This window comes from Acinetobacter sp. T_3_1 (assembly GCF_025377055.1).
GTDB classification, from domain to species: Bacteria; Pseudomonadota; Gammaproteobacteria; order Pseudomonadales; family Moraxellaceae; genus Acinetobacter; species Acinetobacter kookii.
The window spans coordinates 42,434-59,028 of sequence record NZ_JACHVD010000017.1; the positions used below are offsets into that span (position 1 = coordinate 42,434).

The window sequence follows — 16,595 nt, forward strand, 5'->3', positions numbered from 1 at the left end:
AATAACCAAGGCTTTTTTCACAGGGCCTAATCAAGCAACAGCTTGTTCCGGCTGTGATTTGTTATCTAACACAGACCAAATGTCCAAGCCCAGGTCATTATGCAAATCTGGCAAGTCCAGAAAAACACTTGCCCCTAAAACTTCATGCTTGCATTTATTCACCAACTGTTTGACAGCTTTTAGCGTACCGCCAGTGGCTAGCACATCATCCACAATAATGATTTTTTGCGGCTGAACGTCAGCTGACATTTCCAGACGGTCCATACCGTATTCCAGGCTATAACCGACGCCAACAACCGGCGGCGGTAATTTTCCTGCTTTACGAACCAGCAATAAACCTTTACCCAAACGTTGTGCCAACAGGCTTGCCAACACAAAACCGCGTGCTTCAACTGCAACAAAACTGTCGACTTCTGCCAATTTTTCAGCAGGAATACTGGCAATTAAAGCTTCAGTTAATAACTCAATATTTCCCATAAATAATGGAGTCAGGTCAAAAAAGCAGATACCTGGTTTTGGGAAATCCTGGACAGTACGAATGTTAGACCACAAAGTTGTAGACAGATTGCTCATGGGAGAAAAGTATTTAAAAAAGAATGAGTGAATTTTAACGCTTTATTAGGCCCATGACCAGTAATCGCTTACTTTTAAGGCACAATAAAAATAGTCACAAAATTATAACTTACTGATTTATTGGGTTAATTTTTTAAATAAATAATAGGTATAGATTTATCTAATCTTATAATAACAAACACAGTCATTTTTTTCTGCACGACCTTAGTCTAAAGAGGAATGACCTGCTTTCAACAGGCGATAGCCAAAACCTTGTTTTTAGCAAAATTTTAAACTTCATGATGAACTTATATGGATTAACTTCTGCCTCTTTCCCTGTTTTAAAGACAAGTTTTGTCCTCATAAGCAATTCTGGTTTCAATTTCTGCCTTTAAACTCCGATATTCGCTTTACATTGACGATAGAACTGCGTAAAAATTTGCTTGAATATGTACATCGAAAATCATATCGATAAAGTCACACGGTATATGGAATTTTACTGATCGCACATTTTTGAAAGTCAGTATTTTGGAGAGTCAAATGAAGAAGTATCAATGCATCGTTTGTGGATGGATTTATGATGAAGCTGAAGGTTGGCCACAAGATGGTATTGTCGCGGGTACCAAATGGGAAGATATCCCGGATGACTGGACCTGCCCGGACTGTGGTGTATCAAAAGTTGATTTTGAAATGGTAGAAGTCTGATTATTGATAGCAAAGACCATAGTGAATGGTCTTTTTTTACGTCTTATAGAAACCCGTCTGGAGAATAATATGCATCCTATCGTCATCATTGGTTCTGGTATGGCCGGCTATACCGCAGCACGTGAATTTCGCAAGCTCAATCCCGAACATGAGCTGGTCATGATCTGTGCAGATGATGCGGTAAACTATGCCAAACCGACGCTTTCCAATGCTTTAGCTGGAAACAAGGCACCTGAACAAATTGCCTTGGGTGATGCATCTAAAATGGCAACCCAACTGAATATGCGTATTGAAGCACATACCTGGGTAAAAGAAATTCAAGCGGCCCAGCATCAGCTTGTTTTAGAAAAAAACGGACAACAAACAATTCAGCCTTATGCCAAGCTGGTGCTTGCGGTGGGTGCTCATCCTGTTCGCGTAGCCATTGCAGGCGATGGCAGTGATGATATTCATGTCGTCAATAATTTAGAAGACTACAAGGCATTCCGTAAGAACCTGGATCAGCATCACGATAAACGTGTGGTGATTTTAGGTGCCGGTCTGATTGGCTGTGAATTTGCCAATGATTTGCAAAACACAGACCATCAAGTGACTGTGATTGATTTGGCTCCTCAACCTTTGGGACGCTTGTTACCTACCCATGTTGCAACGTCTTTCCAGGAAAAACTTGAAGATACCGGCATTCACTTTGTTTTGGGTACTACGGTTGAAAAAGTCATCAAAGTGGAAAAAGGCGATTATCTAATCACGTTAGCCAATGGCCAGTCTGTGGTTGCCGACGTTGTACTTTCTGCGATTGGTTTACACCCAAATCTGGAGTTGGCCAAAACCGCTGACATTCATTGCAGTCGCGGTATTTTGACCAATAGTCATCTTGAAACCAACCAGGCAGATATTTATGCCATTGGGGACTGTGCCGAGGTTAATGGTTTATTGTTGCCTTATGTCATGCCAATCATGCAACAGGCGCGCGCGTTAGCGAAAACCCTGAACGGTGAAAAAACCCATGTGCATTACCCGGCAATGCCAGTTGCAGTCAAAACCCCTGCTGCACCGCTGACAGTACTTCCAGCACCTGTGGATGTTGATGTAAACTGGGAGACAGAAGAACTTGAAGATGGCATGATTGCCAAAGCTTTGGATAGCGAAAATACATTACGTGGTTTTGTCTTGTTGGGACCAAGTGCTGCCAAACAGCGTTTGAGCCTTACTAAACTGGTACCAGACTTGCTTCCTGCTGCGGTTTAAGGTTTTAACACCTAGGACATTTTTTCAGCAAAATGTCCTTTTTTAGGAAAACAATAATGAATAGCGCACTTAATTTTACGGGTTCTCCCTATACATCTTTTATGCATGAAACCAAAGTCAATTTAGGCAATGGCGTTGAACTTCATGTGGAAATGGGGGGAGATCCTGAACATCCAGCCATCATGCTGATTATGGGTTTAGGTGCGCAAATGTTGTTTTGGCCTGATTTTTTCTGCAAGTCGCTGATTGACCAAGGTTATCGCGTGATTCGTTTTGACAACCGCGATATTGGCCTGTCTTCCAAAATCCGTCACTCGGGTCCCCGTCTCAACACCCTGAAATTGATGGGACGTTTTGCCTTGGGCTTACAAAATCAAGGTGCGCCATATGACTTATATGATATGGCAGAAGATGCGGCACTACTGATTGAGCGTTTGGGACTGCAACAAGTCTCGGTGATTGGTGCTTCCATGGGGGGCATGATTGCGCAGATTCTGGCAGCCAAGCATCCACAAAAAGTCAGTAATTTAGGCCTGATGTTTACCAGTAACAATCAGCCGCTGTTACCGCCGCCTTTTCCCAAGCAGCTGCTTAGCCTGATTGGCAGACCAGAATCAACGGATGAAGAAGGCATTGTCAACCATAGCGTAAAGGTGTTTAACATTATTGGTTCTCCAGGATATATCAATCAACTGGAAATTATTCAGACTGCACGCAAATTATATCAACGAAGTTATTACCCAGCGGGTGTACTTCAACAGTTTTTAGCAATATTATGTACAGGTTCTTTGCTACAATTGGGTAAGCAAATTCAGCAACCTACCCTTGTGGTACATGGCTCTCGTGATCGTTTATTGCCACCGAGTCATGGCAAAGCAGTTGCAAAGGCAATTACTGATGCGAAGTTTGAATTAATTGATGGAATGGGGCATGATATCCCACCGCATTTTATTCCATATCTAAGCGGATTATTTGCTGATCACTTTAAATCAAAACATTAGGACACTATGGCTGCATTACCCTCTTTAAGACAGCTGTCATACCTCGTTACACTGTCTGAAACGCTGCATTTTACTGAAGCTGCGCGCCGTTCATTTGTGACCCAGTCAACTTTGTCAGGCGGGATCATGGAGTTAGAGCGCTTGCTAGGTGGAGTACTTGTTGAACGCGATCGCCAAAATGTGCGTTTAACTCCGCTTGGCGAACAGGTTGTTGCCCGAGCCCGTGTTCTATTGGCAGATGCACAAGACTTGATGCGTTTAAGTCGTGAAATGAGCGAACCCTTAACAGGTGATTTACATTTAGGGATTATTCCTACAATTGCGCCTTTTATTTTGTCTCAGCTTCTAGATGAAGTGCATAAGCAGCTTCCTAAAATTCAGCTGCACTTGCACGAAGCACAAAGTGAAAAAATTGTCGAAAAACTCGAACACGGCAATCTGGACATGATCGTGTTGGCCTTACCTTTTGACACGCGTGGCTTAAAAGTTGCCGAAATTGCAAAAGAAAACCTGTATCTGGTTTACCATAAAGCGGATCAGAATGCCCAGAATGCCCGTAGTCTGGATGATCTGGATTTATCGCGCTTAGTGTTACTTGAAGAAGGTCACTGCTTACGCAACCATGTATTAAGTGCCTGCCCAATTGGTGAACGTAAAAATGATCATCGCTTAAAAGCAAGTTCATTACCAACACTGGTCGAAATGGTTTCTTCAGACCTGGGCTTTACCCTGCTTCCTGAGATTGCCATTCATACCCATATGATTAAAGCCAATTCCGATTTAGTGGTTAAATCTATCGAGGAAGCGCCAAGTCGTACTCTCGCCTTGTTGACCCGTAAAAGCACACCATTGCAAAGCGAGTTTGATGTACTGCTGCAAATTTTGCAAAAGATCACCCAGGATCTTCATTAAAAGATTCAACTTATTAAAAGGAGCAGCTGCTCCTTTTTTTATGCTTAATAGAAGTATGCAGGCTCATTTTTCTAATGAAATGCCTGCTTTTTTCATAAAAAAAGGTTTACCCCCCGGATAAACCTTGTTTGAAGCAAATGGAAAAACTCTCATATGTGGATGAACGAAAAACCCTTCTTCAAAAATTGCTCACTTCTGAATTGCAAAACCACTCGAAGCAAGCTTATTTTATTCAACTATTCCAGTACTTTATATCCCTGATAATAGGTATTTTATGTTTCATTCTAAAAATAAAGGTAAAAAAATAGCTTATCCACCCAGATAAGCCATGTAAGGTAAAATATTTCTATTACTATGATTGTAATAAAAATATTGTAGCCCTTGGAGTTGAAATAGTCTTGCCGGGTCACCCAAACAAAAAGTGTTATTATGCTATAGCGTTAAAATCACTTTTTATATCCCTATAATTAGGTATTTTTCATTATTTATAAACATGAATAAGCTTGGAATAAAAGCAAAAAAAACAAATCACAGGATAAATCATAATAAAATACTTTTTTATGTAAATATTCTTTATTGTACAGATACTTAAATTTACTATAATTTTATAAATTCACTAGTTTCAGGGATAGCAGTTTCCTCATTTTTATCACACAGTAACAAGATAAAATATAAAGCCACTGAGAGTACCACCTTGTGGGTGAACCAATATTACCTGTTCCTATCATGATGATAGAGGATCAACCTTTTTTTAATTATCCATTAGAAATGATTCTTATGAGATTGGGTTATCCGAAAGAATTAATCATGAGTACCCAAAATCTAGCCGAAGCTGAAACGTGGTTGCAGCAGCATTTACCCAACCTGATTTTTATTGATGTGACAGTCGAGCCTACAGCAAAGCTTGGCTTTATAAAAAAGTTAAAACACATCCATCCTGATAGCTATGTGATTGCAATATTAGCCCAACAGCAGACCGCATTACTCTTCAATGCCATTCAGTCTGGTGCACAAGGATATGTTTTTCATCTTCATACGGAAGCAGAAATGCTCAATCATATTAAAAGTACCCTACGTGGAGGAGCTCCCATCCATCACGATTTAGCCCAATACATTTTGTCTCATCCAACTAAAGGTATTGAAAATAAATTCAGGATTGAAGAAAACCCTACGCTCAGCCTAACAGTGATTGAATCTGAAATTTTAAATCTGGTCGCAGCCGGTTTAAATCCACAGCAAGTGGCAGATCAAACCCATATTCCGCTGTATAAAATTGAAGGCAATATTAAAAATATCTACAGAAAAATTGCCAGTTTAGACTCTTAACTTTTAAATTTAGGATGATTGATCCGGAATAATTGATGAGTAAATCAATCACCTCAAGGAGTCCGAAGACTCCTTGAGGTGATATGAAGGACACTGTTCCGGATTATTTGATCAGCTCTAATAATATACGCTGTGCATTATGTGCTTCTTGCCCTTCCGCAACCTGAGCACGTAACCAGGTACCATCACTTTGCAGTAACCACGCTTGCTGGTTATCTTTTAAATAATTCAGCAAACCTTGCTGGTAAATGCGTTTTTTCAATGCCGCATCTTCAATCGGGAAGCAGGCTTCGACACGATTGAACAGGTTTCGGTCCATCCAGTCTGCACTTGAACAGTAAATCCGGCTATCTCCTCCGTTCAAGAAGTAATAGACACGGGTATGCTCAAGGAAACGTCCAACGATGGAACGGACCCGGATATTTTCAGATAGGCCAGGCAAACCGGGACGCAGGCAGCAGATCGAACGGATAATCAGATCAATTTGTACGCCGGCTTGAGAGGCTTCATATAATTTATTGATCAGTTGCATTTCCGTTAAGGCATTCACCTTGACAATAATTTGCGCAGGTTTACCGGCTTTGGCATTGGCAATTTCATCATCAATGAAATTAATCAGCTGGGTATGCAGGGTGAAAGGTGCATGCAATAACTTTTTCAGTTTTGCCATTTTCCCCATACCCGTTAATTCCTGGAAAATGCGGTGCACATCTTCACAAAGCTCTTTGTCCGTGGTTAGCAAACCATAGTCGGTATAAATACGGGCATTGCCGGCATGGTAGTTGCCGGTACCCAAATGTACATAACGCACCAGCTTGTTGTTTTCACGGCGTACCACCAGAATCATTTTGGCATGGGTTTTATAACCGACAATGCCATACACCACCACTGCTCCGGCTTCTTGCAGTACATTGGCGACAGCAATGTTGGATTCCTCATCAAAACGGGCACGCAGTTCAATTACCGCCGTCACTTCCTTGCCATTGCGCGCCGCTTCCGCCAAGACCTGAACAATTTCAGAGTCCGGACCACTTCGGTATAGCGTTTGCTTGATGGCTAAAACTTGCGGATCACGTGCAGCTTCACGCAGTAAATTAATGACCGGGGCAAAAGACTCAAACGGATGATGGAGTAAAATATCCTGCTTCTGCATGGCAGAAAAAATATTTTCAGATTTTTTCAGCACTTTCGGAATCACAGGCGTATGCGAGTCATAGCGTAAATGCGGACGCTTAAAATTGGACAACAATCGCGCCAAGTTAACAGGGCCATCGACCTTATACAGTTGTTCTTCTTCGAGATCGAACTCATCCAGCAAATAGTCATAGATATGTTTCGGACAATTATGGGTCACTTCCAGACGTACCGCACGACCAAAACGACGCGAGTTCAGTTCCCCTTTTAGGGCTTTGGCCAGGTCTTCCACATCTTCGTTTAAGGCAAGGTCAGCATTTCGGGTCACGCGGAACTGGTAACAGCCGGTTGCCGTCATGCCCGGGAACAGGTCTGAAACATGTTCATGAATAATCGCAGACAACATCACATGATGCTCTTTCCCCCCGGTGAGTTCATCCGGCAAGCGTACGACACGAGGTAATGAACGCGGTGCAGGCACCACAGCCAGGTCAATCTGACGGCCAAAAGCATCTTTACCTTCCAGGGTCACAATAAAGTTGAGGCTTTTGTTGACCAGACGCGGGAACGGATGTGCCGGATCAAGGCTGATCGGTGTCAGTACCGGCGCCACCTGCTCCTGAAAATACTTTTTCACCCAGGCTGACTGTGCAGGTGTCAGTTCGCCACGGCGCAAGAAACAGATATCTTCTTCACGCAATTTAGGCAAAATTTGTTCATTTAAAATGCGGTACTGACGCTCAATTGCCTCATGCGTGGTTTTGGAAATGATCTCCAGCACCTGTTTAGGGGTTAAACCGTCCGGGCTATGGCTTTCATTGCCTAAATCCAGTTGCTCCATCATCCCCGCAACACGAATTTCAAAAAATTCATCCAGATTACGGGAAAAAATAAGCAGAAAATTCATCCGCTCAAGCAAAGGATGCAAAGGATCGACCGCTTGCTCCAACACGCGCAAATGGAAGTCGAGAATAGAAAGCTCACGATTAATGTAGCGATCATTATATGCGTATTCTATTTGCGCCGGAGTCGTATTAGCAGCCGTATTCATACCTAACCTGTAATTGTTCGAAAGTAGCCTGTATCTTCATAAGTATGCTTCAAATTTATGACAATTTCATAAAAAAAAAGCCCAAATTACTGGGCTTTTTGAAAATAAATCTTAAATTAGGGAATATGGCTATAACGCATATATTTTTGAATCATCCGCTTGCGATATTGCAGCTTTCTATCTTGTTGATGATCTTGATAATATTTAGGGTTGGGCAAAATGGCTGCTAGAAATGCGGCCTGTTCACGACTCAGGCTTCGCGCACTTTTACCAAAGTAATGCTGGGTGGCTGCTTCTATGCCATAGATATTGTCGCCAAATTCTACCGAGTTGAGATAGACTTCCAGAATGCGCTGTTTTGACCACATCCGTTCCATCATCCAGGTGGCAACCGCTTCCTGCCCTTTACGCAGGAAAGAGCGTTTATTGTATAAAAACAGGTTCTTGGCCAGTTGCTGGGAAATGGTAGAACCGCCGGCTACCACCTTACCCTTGTCTTTGTTGCGTTCCAGGGCGAATTGCATGCCCTCCCAGTCAAAACCTTTATGCTGCAAAAACTTTCCGTCTTCCGCGGCAACCACGGCATGTTTCATATAATTGCTGATCCGATCATAATCACGCCAATCATGTTTAATCGGTTTCGAAGGTTCAGACCAGTAATCCAGACGCATCATCATGGTGGTGTCCACCGGATGGGTGCGCCACCATAGCAAACTTGAAAAAATCCACAGTTGAACCAGAAGCACCAGACTGACAAGTATTAACAAACTACGAACAATAAAAGCTTTCATGTCAGTGAGTTACTCCAAAAATCTGTTTTTTTCGTGCTAAGCTGGATGCTGAATATAGCAAAGATTATAAAAGAATAGCATGGCCGAACTTTCTCCCCCTTCCATTCAAAGCAAACCTGAAGTTCATCTGTGGTGGCTGACGGCAGTTTTTATTGCCATCAATGTCGGTTTATTTCTCTGGCAAGTCCTGAGCGGAGTCAATATTACGGCTCCCAGTCTGGTCGATGCGATTCATTGGGGTGCTGATTATGCACCTTTAACCTTTTTAGAGGAACCCACTCGCCTGTTTACCAGCATGTTTTTTCATTTTGGCCTGATTCATTTAATGCTGAACATGTGGGCGCTGTATATTTTTGGCAGTGTGGCCGAACAGCTTTTAGGCCGGTTTTATTATCTGGGACTTTATATTCTTGCCGGTCTGATGGGCAGTTTACTGAGCGGTTTCCTCGATATTCAGAATACCTTTGAACTTTTGCAAAGAAATGACTCTAAACTTTTCCCAACTGTCAGTGCCGGTGCATCAGGTGCGGTGATGGGGATTGGTAGTGCATTGACTGTTTTATCCTTATTGCCTATGTTACCGAAGCAGCGTTTTATTTTAGATAAAAAAACCTTGCTGATGATTATGGGCATCAATTTATTGATTGGCTTTACTATTCCCGGAATTAACAATGCCGCACATATTGGCGGCATGTTGATGGGTGCTGTGCTCACGGCGATTTGGTATGTGGGACAAAGAATACATAAACCGAATTTGGCTTTTGTGGTGGGGCTAGCTGTGGGCATGATCAGCTGTTATCTGCTGTATGCTTACTGCATGCAACAAGTGCAGATTCTGGAACCGGTCTGGCGGCAAGTATTGGCCGCCATGCGGACACAACTGCATTTTTAGATTTTCCAGTTTAGAGAGAAATCTATTGATTCATCTCTCGCAAACTTTGCAGTGGCGGAATATCACAGAGATAACTTAAACGATAACGACCAATCAGCGCACACAGCACCGTCATGAGTATGGGTAAAATCAGCCAGATTTGCCAGTGGGCCTGAATCAGCAGATTCATTTTGTAACTGGCAATGGCACTGATCACTTCGGCAAACAGGCAAGATACAATTCCTGCCATGAATCCCATAAAGCCAATTTCCAGGGTCATCATCTGCTTGAGCTTTTGCTTGGAACTGCCGAATGAACGCAGCAAAGCCACTTCACGTTTGCGTTCATCCATCAACAGGTTTAAACAGGCAATTAACACCAGAATCCCCGAAACACTGACCAACAGCGCCAGAATGGTAATAATTTGCACCAGCACATTCACCAGGCGTTTGACCTCATCCAGAATCAGGCTGACATCAATAAAAACGGTGTTGGAAAATTGCTGAATTACCGACACCATCTGGTTTTTATCCTGTTCCGGCACGTAAAAACTGCCTAAATAGCTGCCGGCATTTTCATCCATGGTGTTGGGCGCAAAAATAAAGAAAAAATTCGGACTGAAACTTTCCCATTCCACACTGCGCAAGTTCACCACCTTGGCCTGAATCTGGCCTTCAGGCAGGCTAAAGGTGAGCCGATCGCCGATTTTAATGCCCAGTTCTGCTGCGGTTTTGGCTTCAACCGACACTTCACCGGGATGTTTCAAGGCTGCCGTGCCCTGCAGGATAATATTGTCCACCGGATATTCTGTGGTCTGGGTTAAATTCAGTTCACGGCGTAAAGAATTGTTGCTTTTCACCAGATCTGCCGCAAAAGGCTGATCGTTCTTTGCAACCAGGCGACCACGAATATTGGGATATAAGGGCGTGCTTGGCCAGCCGTGTTGTTTCATCTGAGCTTTGAAGGCAGGCATATCAAACGGCGGCAGACCATACACAAACTGGTTGGGAGTGCCTTCCGGCAATTGCTGTTGCCAACGCTCCAGCAAATCGGTCCGCAACACGGTCAACACTGTCATCAGACTCAGGCCCAGTGCCAGAGCGGTAATTTGAAAAGCGGTTTGATACGGCACCCGCACATAGGCTGAAATTGCCCCTTTCAGGTTTTTGATGAACTTTAAACAGCCCCAGATCATTAAATAGAGGATGGTACACAGCAGCACAATCGCCCCCATCACCCAGGCGGTCAGCACAAGATTTTCAGTCAGCACAATACTGAACAGTGCCAAGCTGGCTGTGCCCATCACCAACATCCAGAGCATTGACTGTACCGATTTTTCCTGTTGGCGAATGACCCGAATTGGTGGGGTATTGAGTAATTGCCACAGACTGGGAACAATGAATCCCAATAGCACCACAGCACTGGTCAGCATGGCAACCGGCAATGGTCCCAGCAGCATTTCCCCGGCAGAAAACTCAATCTGCAAATTTGGAATCAGTTGCAGCATCAGTTGCAGCAAACCATAGCCCAGTGCGATTCCAGCCAGACTGCCAATCGCTATGGCAATCATTAAGACCACAGCCAGCAAGCTGAGATAGGCATTGAGAATCTGCCCTCGTGTCGCACCGATGCAACGCATCAATGCAATATTGTCCTGATTTTGTTGTACATAACGCTGGCTGGTCAGGGCAATTGCAATCCCGCACAGCAAAATGGTCAAGATATTGCTCAGTTGCAGGAAAGTATCCAGATTGGCAATCGGCTTCATTAAACGGGTATTGCCTTCGCTGGCATTTCTTAACCTGAGGCTATTTTGATCGTCAGCAGTTTGTACCTCATCGGCTGATTTAGATGAATTACCTTGCTGAGACTTCTTGAAATTTTGCTCAAACTGTCTGGTCTGCTGAGGGTCTCCTGCCATCAACAACCGGTACTCGGCACGGCTGCCCACCTGGATGGCATTGGTTTTGGCTACATCGCTGCGGGAAATCATCACCGTTGGCGAAAAGCCGGAAAAGCCCAGTTCCTGATTGGAATCATGCTCAATTTTTGCCGTAATCTTAAACTGCGCATCGGCAATATTGACTGTATCTCCCACTTTAACCTGCAATAAATCCATGGCACGTGGACTCATCCAGACCTCGCCAGGCTGGATGGTTTGTGCCTGTGGCAGGACCCGCAGCTCCCCGCGCAAGGGAAATGCCTGATCGATGGCTTTCACATTCACCATGACAAACTGATCCCAGGTATGAGCCATTGAACTGAATGCGGTGACTTGGGATTGTTGCAGTTTTAATTGTCTGGCCTGATTCTGCCACTTTTGTTCCAGCGGCTGATTGTCGGTCAGCACCAGGTCTGCTGCCAGCATTTCTGCGGCCTGGAGCGCCACAGCATTTTGAATCTGTTCATTGCTAAATTTCAGCGCAGTGGTGGCACTAATCGCCAGGGTCAAGGCAATGATCAGCAGATAAACACCGCTGCTTTTAAAGCTTTGCGTCAGCAGTGGCCGAAATAATCGATTCATTTCAGTCCTCTCCCAAGCCATGTTCGATCAAATGGCCATCGCACAACTCAAAATGCCGCTGGCATTGCTGGGCCAATGTTGAATCATGGGTCACCAGCACCAGCGTGGTGCCAAACTCACGATTCAGCTGAAACAGCAGCTGTTCAATTTCCTTGGCCGTTTGTGCATCCAGATTACCGGTCGGTTCATCGGCAAAAATAATTTGCGGGTCGCTAATTAAGGCACGGGCAATCGCCACCCGTTGCTGCTCGCCCCCCGACAAGACTTTCGGCGTTTGCTGGGCCTGGCGTTCCAGGCCGACTTTTTTCAGCAAGGCCAAAGCCTTTTTTTCCGCTGCAGCAAAGTTAAAATTCTGCTGTAAGCGTAGCGGCAACATGACATTTTCCACCGCCGTTAAATGCGGTAACAGCTGAAAGGACTGAAATACAAAACCGATATTTTTTAAGCGCACCAGCGCTCGCTGTTCTTCATTCAATTCGGTAATCGATTGCCCACAGACCTGCAATTTTCCTGAACTGGCCTGATCCAGCGTCGCCAGAATACCCAGCAGGGTCGATTTACCTGAACCGGATCGTCCAGTAATTGCTACCTGTTCACCACGATGAATATCAAAGCTGAGATTCTCAAAAATGCTGAGCTCTTTTTGGGCAAATTTGATCTTTTGGCTAAGCTGCTGTGCAGAGATAATCACTTGTGGCATGATGGAATGGTCGCTATTAACGTGGGTCATAAAATCCCTATATGCAAAATCGCAATCTGAAAACTCTTGTATTGCCTTGCTTGGCCATGCTCAGTCTGGGTCTTACTTCAGTCATGGCATCTGCTAAAACCATTATGATTGTGGGTGACAGTATTAGTGCGGGTTATGGCATACAGGCACAGCAAGGCTGGGTAACATTATTACAGAAACGTCTAGACCAACAGTATCCGAAACAGCATAAAGTGGTCAATGCCAGTGTCAGTGGTGAAACCACCAGTGGCGCCGTGGCACGCCTGCCCAAATTGCTGCAAACCTATAAGCCACATATTGTGGTGATTGAACTGGGCGGGAATGATGGTTTACGCGGTCAGCCACCGCTCTTGATTCAAAAAAACCTGGCGACTTTAGTGCAGCACAGTCAAAAGGCAAAAGCCAAAGTCATTATATTTGGAATGAAAATTCCGCCCAATTACGGCACTGCTTATAGCAAGGCTTTTGAAAAAAATTACAAGATTGTCAGTCAGCAGCATAATGTGAAATTGCTGCCATTTTTTTTAGAAGGTGTGGCTGGCAAGAAAAGCCTGATGCAAGCCGATCTGGTTCATCCCAATGCCTCTGCCCAAAGCATCTTGCTGAACAATGCTTATCCCTATATAAAAGGCGCTTTATAAAGCGCCTTTTATAAATCCTGACTTTTGATTTTTAAGTTAAAAATCAAAGAAAGTGACTTCACCGGTTTCAAGTGAGTACTCTGCGCCCACCACTTTTAACTTGCCTTGGGCAATCAAATTTTCCAATACCGCAGAACCGTGACGCAACTGGTTTACGGATGCAAAAACGTTGGAACGTACGGCATGTTTGGACAGTTTATCCAAGTCATCTTTAAGTTCGGTTTGCATTAAAATTTCAACTGAAGGACGTACCCGGTTCACAATTGACATCAAGTTGGCAGATGGCGGAGCTGCTGGATTGGTCAATGCCTCAATGGTGGAATGAATGGCGCCACAATGGGTATGCCCCAAAACAATCACTACAGGACAGCCAAAACTGTCTGCCGCAAATTCAACACTACCGACTTGTGATGGCGCAACAATATTACCAGCTACACGAATCACAAATAAGTCACCTAGCCCCTGGTCAAAAACCATTTCAGCCGGTACACGTGAGTCTGAACAGCCTAATACAATTGCAAACGGTTCCTGGCTTTCTGCCATTTCTGCACGTTGCTGGTGAGACAAAAGTTTAGAATGCGTCGTTTCACCATTTACAAAACGCTGGTTCCCTTTTTTTAAACGATCTAAAGCTTCTTCTGCTGTTAGCATGCTGGTCTTCCAATGTTTTAAAATGTTTTAAGTTGGAACATTTTAATGCCATGAAAACCGAAAGTCACTTGCAAAAAATCATAGCTGTTCAGTTTCTGACTGCGTTACAAAATATTTTTATTGGGTCCAAAAAAAGACACAGTTCACATTTTAAATCTTTCCAGTTACCGGGTTCAAAAAACAATTCAGTGACATTTCTTTAATAATATTTACAATAAACTACAGACATTTAAAAAAATTAGATGCTGTCTGAAATTAGATAATTTTTTATTCTTAACCTATAAATATTATCGGCATGAGTCTTCAAGGATGATCATCAATGACACAGCCTGGTTCAAATTTTTCTCGATTTGTACGTAACCTCTGTCTTGTTACAGCCTGCTGTTTTACAGGCATGGCTATGGCTCAAAGCACCAAACCGAATACAGAAAAAATAAATTTGCAAAACTATCTGGTTCAGGAGCGCAATGAAGCCGGGTTGAAAGCCAAAACCATTCAAGTCGGTGAGATTAGCTGGGCTTATAATGAAGGGGGATCACGGCAAAAACCGACCATTCTGCTGATTCATGGTTTAGCCGGGAATCGGGACAACTGGAATCGGGTGGCCCATTTTTTAACGCCTTACTATCATGTCATCATTCCCGACTTACCCAATAATGGTGAAACCAGAACGCCTGAAAACTTTGATGCTTCTGTACCCAATGTGACAGAAAGCCTGCGCCGTTTTGTTGAAGCCATTGATGTAGAAGACAAACTGAATGTGGCCGGCCATTCCCTGGGCGGATCGATTGCCACCGTCTATGCATCACAATATCCATTTGATACGCAAAGCCTGTTTCTGCTCAATAGCGCAGGTATTTATACCCAGGCCAAGACCCGCTATTCCAAAGACCCAGTGACCCTGAAACAGCTGATCGTGTCTAAACCTGGCGATCTGGAACAGGTGATGCATCGGGTCATGCAAAATCCACCCAGCTTACCCAACGCCGTAAAATCTGCCCAGGAAAACTACCTGATTACTCAAGCAGCAAAAAATGGCAAGCTGATCGATCAGCTGGTGGCACTGAACCGTATTTATACGCCAGAATCCTTTGCCCGTCTTACTCGAACGGTAGAAGCCCCTACCCTGATTCTTTGGGGTAAACAGGACAAAATTATTAATGTTGAAGTGGCAAATGAGTTAAAATCGTTATTGAAACGCGCTGAGGCTCCTGTCATTCTTAATAATGTAGGACACATGCCCATTTTGGAAGCAGAGCAGGAAGTGGCGGCACATTATTTACCCTTTCTTGCCAAAACCCAAAAAATGAAAAACCCGCTGGCAGATAAGCTTATTCCACTCAATTAATTTTTCCCGAGACAGTATGCAAAAACATCCCATGATTGAGCAGTTGATTGAAGCTCATCTTGACTTTTTAGACCAAGAGTTTTCACATACTGCAACAATTCAAACTGAATTCCTGAATTTTTATCAGTGGTTTAGAAAAAATCCGCTGCAACAGATCTGGTCTTTTGAGCAAATCAATGCACTGTTGCAAAAGCAGGTTTTAGCCACCCCCGCGAGCAGCTTTTTAATTGAGCAGATTACGGAACATCTGCGTTTTGCCCTGGTTCATCCGCTCAACGAGAGCACTAAAATAGCCGATGTCATTCCAGTTTTAACCATCGACAAAATTGCCCAATATGTCGCGAGCAAAAGTGCTCACCGCCAGCGCTTAATTAAAACGGTGGTCAATAATCCTGCTTTTTCTGCCATGATTAGCCAGCTCATTCAGCACTCCATTCAGGACTATGTGGATAATTCGGTCATGGCCAAACGGGTTCCTGGCGTGTCCCGTTTTATGAAAATGGGCAAATCGGTGTTGGAAACAGTGACCGATTCAAATCTGGATGAAACCGTTGCACATTATTTGCAGAAGAATATTTTAAAACTGAGCCAAATGAGTGAGCATGTTTTAAATCAACACTTTGATGACGAAAAGCTCTATCATTTTCAGGCCAACCTTTGGCATAAAATCAAGGATATGCCTTTAACGGTACTGAAAAATTATATTGAAGTTCAAGATCTCGGTAACACGGTGAATTTAGGCCATGAAATCTGGGATCACATCCGCCAAACGGATTACCTGAAACAGCAAGTTCATGATGGGATCTATGCCTGGTACATCCGCAACCAGGAACGCCCGTTTGATTTATTGTTACGTGACCTGAATATTGATGAAGCCTTGATTCAACACGAATTGCAGCAATTATTGGCACCTATAGTGCAAAAACTGGTTTCATCTGCATATTTACGTGAACGTGCCAGAACCTATTTAGAGAAATTCTATTATGCTGAAACGGCACAGAAAATTTTAAACCTTGATGCCTCATAAGACCGATATATAAAAAGCCACATCATGCGTCTTTCTTGCCTCTTATAAAAAAACCTCCGTAATGGAGGTTTTTTTATAAATCA

General features: G+C 43.6%; 15 protein-coding genes. 9 read left to right on the top strand and 6 right to left on the bottom strand.

Going from position 1 to position 16,595, the window contains the following annotated elements:
* Positions 1-30 precede the first annotated feature (30 nt).
* Positions 31-573, bottom strand: coding sequence for an adenine phosphoribosyltransferase (locus tag H4I94_RS13575; RefSeq protein WP_261183437.1), 543 nt, complete (start codon positions 571-573; stop codon positions 31-33).
* 519 nt (positions 574-1,092) lie between these two features.
* Between H4I94_RS13575 and rubA the strand changes: the two genes are divergently transcribed.
* The 5 genes from rubA to H4I94_RS13600 all read left to right on the top strand — a co-directional run bounded on the left by rubA (position 1,093) and on the right by H4I94_RS13600 (position 5,744).
* Positions 1,093-1,257, top strand: coding sequence for a rubredoxin RubA (gene rubA, locus H4I94_RS13580; RefSeq protein ID WP_086195931.1), 165 nt, complete (start codon positions 1,093-1,095; stop codon positions 1,255-1,257).
* Between the two features lie 69 nt (positions 1,258-1,326).
* Positions 1,327-2,505: an NAD(P)/FAD-dependent oxidoreductase gene (locus H4I94_RS13585; protein WP_131274515.1), complete on the top strand. Its 1,179-nt coding sequence runs from the start codon at positions 1,327-1,329 to the stop codon at positions 2,503-2,505.
* Between the two features lie 56 nt (positions 2,506-2,561).
* Positions 2,562-3,506, top strand: a complete 945-nt coding sequence (gene estB, locus H4I94_RS13590; protein ID WP_261183438.1) for an esterase EstB — start codon at positions 2,562-2,564, stop codon at positions 3,504-3,506.
* Positions 3,507-3,512: 6 nt separating this feature from the next.
* Positions 3,513-4,418, top strand: a complete 906-nt coding sequence (gene oxyR / locus H4I94_RS13595) for a LysR family transcriptional regulator OxyR (RefSeq protein WP_092818730.1) — start codon at positions 3,513-3,515, stop codon at positions 4,416-4,418.
* Between the two features lie 729 nt (positions 4,419-5,147).
* Positions 5,148-5,744 (top strand): response regulator, encoded by a 597-nt coding sequence (locus tag H4I94_RS13600; RefSeq protein ID WP_261183455.1) that lies wholly within the window; start codon positions 5,148-5,150, stop codon positions 5,742-5,744.
* Between the two features lie 103 nt (positions 5,745-5,847).
* On the opposite strand, the gene ppk1 is transcribed toward H4I94_RS13600, so the two are convergent.
* Both ppk1 and mtgA read right to left on the bottom strand, forming a co-directional pair.
* Positions 5,848-7,929 carry a polyphosphate kinase 1 gene (ppk1, locus tag H4I94_RS13605; RefSeq protein WP_261183440.1) on the bottom strand — a complete coding sequence of 694 codons (2,082 nt, stop codon included), beginning with the start codon at positions 7,927-7,929 and terminating at the stop codon, positions 5,848-5,850.
* Between the two features lie 116 nt (positions 7,930-8,045).
* Positions 8,046-8,720: a monofunctional biosynthetic peptidoglycan transglycosylase gene (gene mtgA / locus H4I94_RS13610; RefSeq protein ID WP_092818733.1), complete on the bottom strand. Its 675-nt coding sequence runs from the start codon at positions 8,718-8,720 to the stop codon at positions 8,046-8,048.
* Positions 8,721-8,799: 79 nt separating this feature from the next.
* Here mtgA and H4I94_RS13615 point away from each other — a divergent pair, with 79 nt between their 5' ends.
* The gene (locus tag H4I94_RS13615; protein WP_261183442.1) at positions 8,800-9,612 is read left to right on the top strand and encodes a rhomboid family intramembrane serine protease; all 813 of its coding nucleotides are present in this window, start codon (positions 8,800-8,802) and stop codon (positions 9,610-9,612) included.
* 22 nt (positions 9,613-9,634) lie between these two features.
* On the opposite strand, the gene H4I94_RS13620 is transcribed toward H4I94_RS13615, so the two are convergent.
* Positions 9,635-12,115: an ABC transporter permease gene (locus H4I94_RS13620; protein WP_261183443.1), complete on the bottom strand. Its 2,481-nt coding sequence runs from the start codon at positions 12,113-12,115 to the stop codon at positions 9,635-9,637.
* A gap of 1 nt (position 12,116) precedes the next feature.
* On the bottom strand, positions 12,117-12,845 hold the full coding sequence (locus tag H4I94_RS13625) for an ABC transporter ATP-binding protein (RefSeq protein WP_261183444.1): 729 nt from the start codon (positions 12,843-12,845) through the stop codon (positions 12,117-12,119).
* Positions 12,846-12,901: 56 nt separating this feature from the next.
* Between H4I94_RS13625 and H4I94_RS13630 the strand changes: the two genes are divergently transcribed.
* Complete coding sequence (locus H4I94_RS13630; protein ID WP_409976764.1) at positions 12,902-13,486, top strand: arylesterase; 585 nt, start codon at positions 12,902-12,904, stop codon at positions 13,484-13,486.
* A 36-nt stretch (positions 13,487-13,522) separates the two neighbouring features.
* Here H4I94_RS13630 and H4I94_RS13635 read toward each other — a convergent pair whose 3' ends face one another.
* Positions 13,523-14,137, bottom strand: a complete 615-nt coding sequence (locus H4I94_RS13635) for a carbonic anhydrase (protein WP_092818738.1) — start codon at positions 14,135-14,137, stop codon at positions 13,523-13,525.
* Positions 14,138-14,531: 394 nt separating this feature from the next.
* Between H4I94_RS13635 and H4I94_RS13640 the strand changes: the two genes are divergently transcribed.
* Together H4I94_RS13640 and H4I94_RS13645 are read left to right on the top strand one after the other, a co-directional pair.
* A complete protein-coding gene (locus tag H4I94_RS13640) occupies positions 14,532-15,485 on the top strand; it encodes an alpha/beta fold hydrolase (protein ID WP_261183445.1) in 954 nt (317 codons plus the stop codon).
* A 16-nt stretch (positions 15,486-15,501) separates the two neighbouring features.
* Positions 15,502-16,512 (top strand): hypothetical protein, encoded by a 1,011-nt coding sequence (locus tag H4I94_RS13645; protein ID WP_261183446.1) that lies wholly within the window; start codon positions 15,502-15,504, stop codon positions 16,510-16,512.
* Positions 16,513-16,595 lie beyond the last annotated feature (83 nt).

What these genes read in the sequence shown, in the direction of transcription:
- ppk1 (WP_261183440.1), bottom strand. Translation starts at nt 7,929, where the DNA reads ATGAATACGGCTGCTAATACGACTCCGGCGCAAATAGAATACGCATAT.
- H4I94_RS13575 (WP_261183437.1), bottom strand. Translation starts at nt 573, where the DNA reads ATGAGCAATCTGTCTACAACTTTGTGGTCTAACATTCGTACTGTCCAG.
- oxyR (WP_092818730.1), top strand. Translation starts at nt 3,513, where the DNA reads ATGGCTGCATTACCCTCTTTAAGACAGCTGTCATACCTCGTTACACTG.
- H4I94_RS13625 (WP_261183444.1), bottom strand. Translation starts at nt 12,845, where the DNA reads ATGACCCACGTTAATAGCGACCATTCCATCATGCCACAAGTGATTATC.
- H4I94_RS13585 (WP_131274515.1), top strand. Translation starts at nt 1,327, where the DNA reads ATGCATCCTATCGTCATCATTGGTTCTGGTATGGCCGGCTATACCGCA.
- H4I94_RS13600 (WP_261183455.1), top strand. Translation starts at nt 5,148, where the DNA reads ATGATAGAGGATCAACCTTTTTTTAATTATCCATTAGAAATGATTCTT.
- H4I94_RS13615 (WP_261183442.1), top strand. Translation starts at nt 8,800, where the DNA reads ATGGCCGAACTTTCTCCCCCTTCCATTCAAAGCAAACCTGAAGTTCAT.
- H4I94_RS13640 (WP_261183445.1), top strand. Translation starts at nt 14,532, where the DNA reads ATGGCTATGGCTCAAAGCACCAAACCGAATACAGAAAAAATAAATTTG.
- mtgA (WP_092818733.1), bottom strand. Translation starts at nt 8,720, where the DNA reads ATGAAAGCTTTTATTGTTCGTAGTTTGTTAATACTTGTCAGTCTGGTG.
- H4I94_RS13645 (WP_261183446.1), top strand. Translation starts at nt 15,502, where the DNA reads ATGCAAAAACATCCCATGATTGAGCAGTTGATTGAAGCTCATCTTGAC.
- rubA (WP_086195931.1), top strand. Translation starts at nt 1,093, where the DNA reads ATGAAGAAGTATCAATGCATCGTTTGTGGATGGATTTATGATGAAGCT.
- H4I94_RS13630 (WP_409976764.1), top strand. Translation starts at nt 12,902, where the DNA reads ATGCTCAGTCTGGGTCTTACTTCAGTCATGGCATCTGCTAAAACCATT.
- H4I94_RS13620 (WP_261183443.1), bottom strand. Translation starts at nt 12,115, where the DNA reads ATGAATCGATTATTTCGGCCACTGCTGACGCAAAGCTTTAAAAGCAGC.
- estB (WP_261183438.1), top strand. Translation starts at nt 2,562, where the DNA reads ATGAATAGCGCACTTAATTTTACGGGTTCTCCCTATACATCTTTTATG.
- H4I94_RS13635 (WP_092818738.1), bottom strand. Translation starts at nt 14,137, where the DNA reads ATGCTAACAGCAGAAGAAGCTTTAGATCGTTTAAAAAAAGGGAACCAG.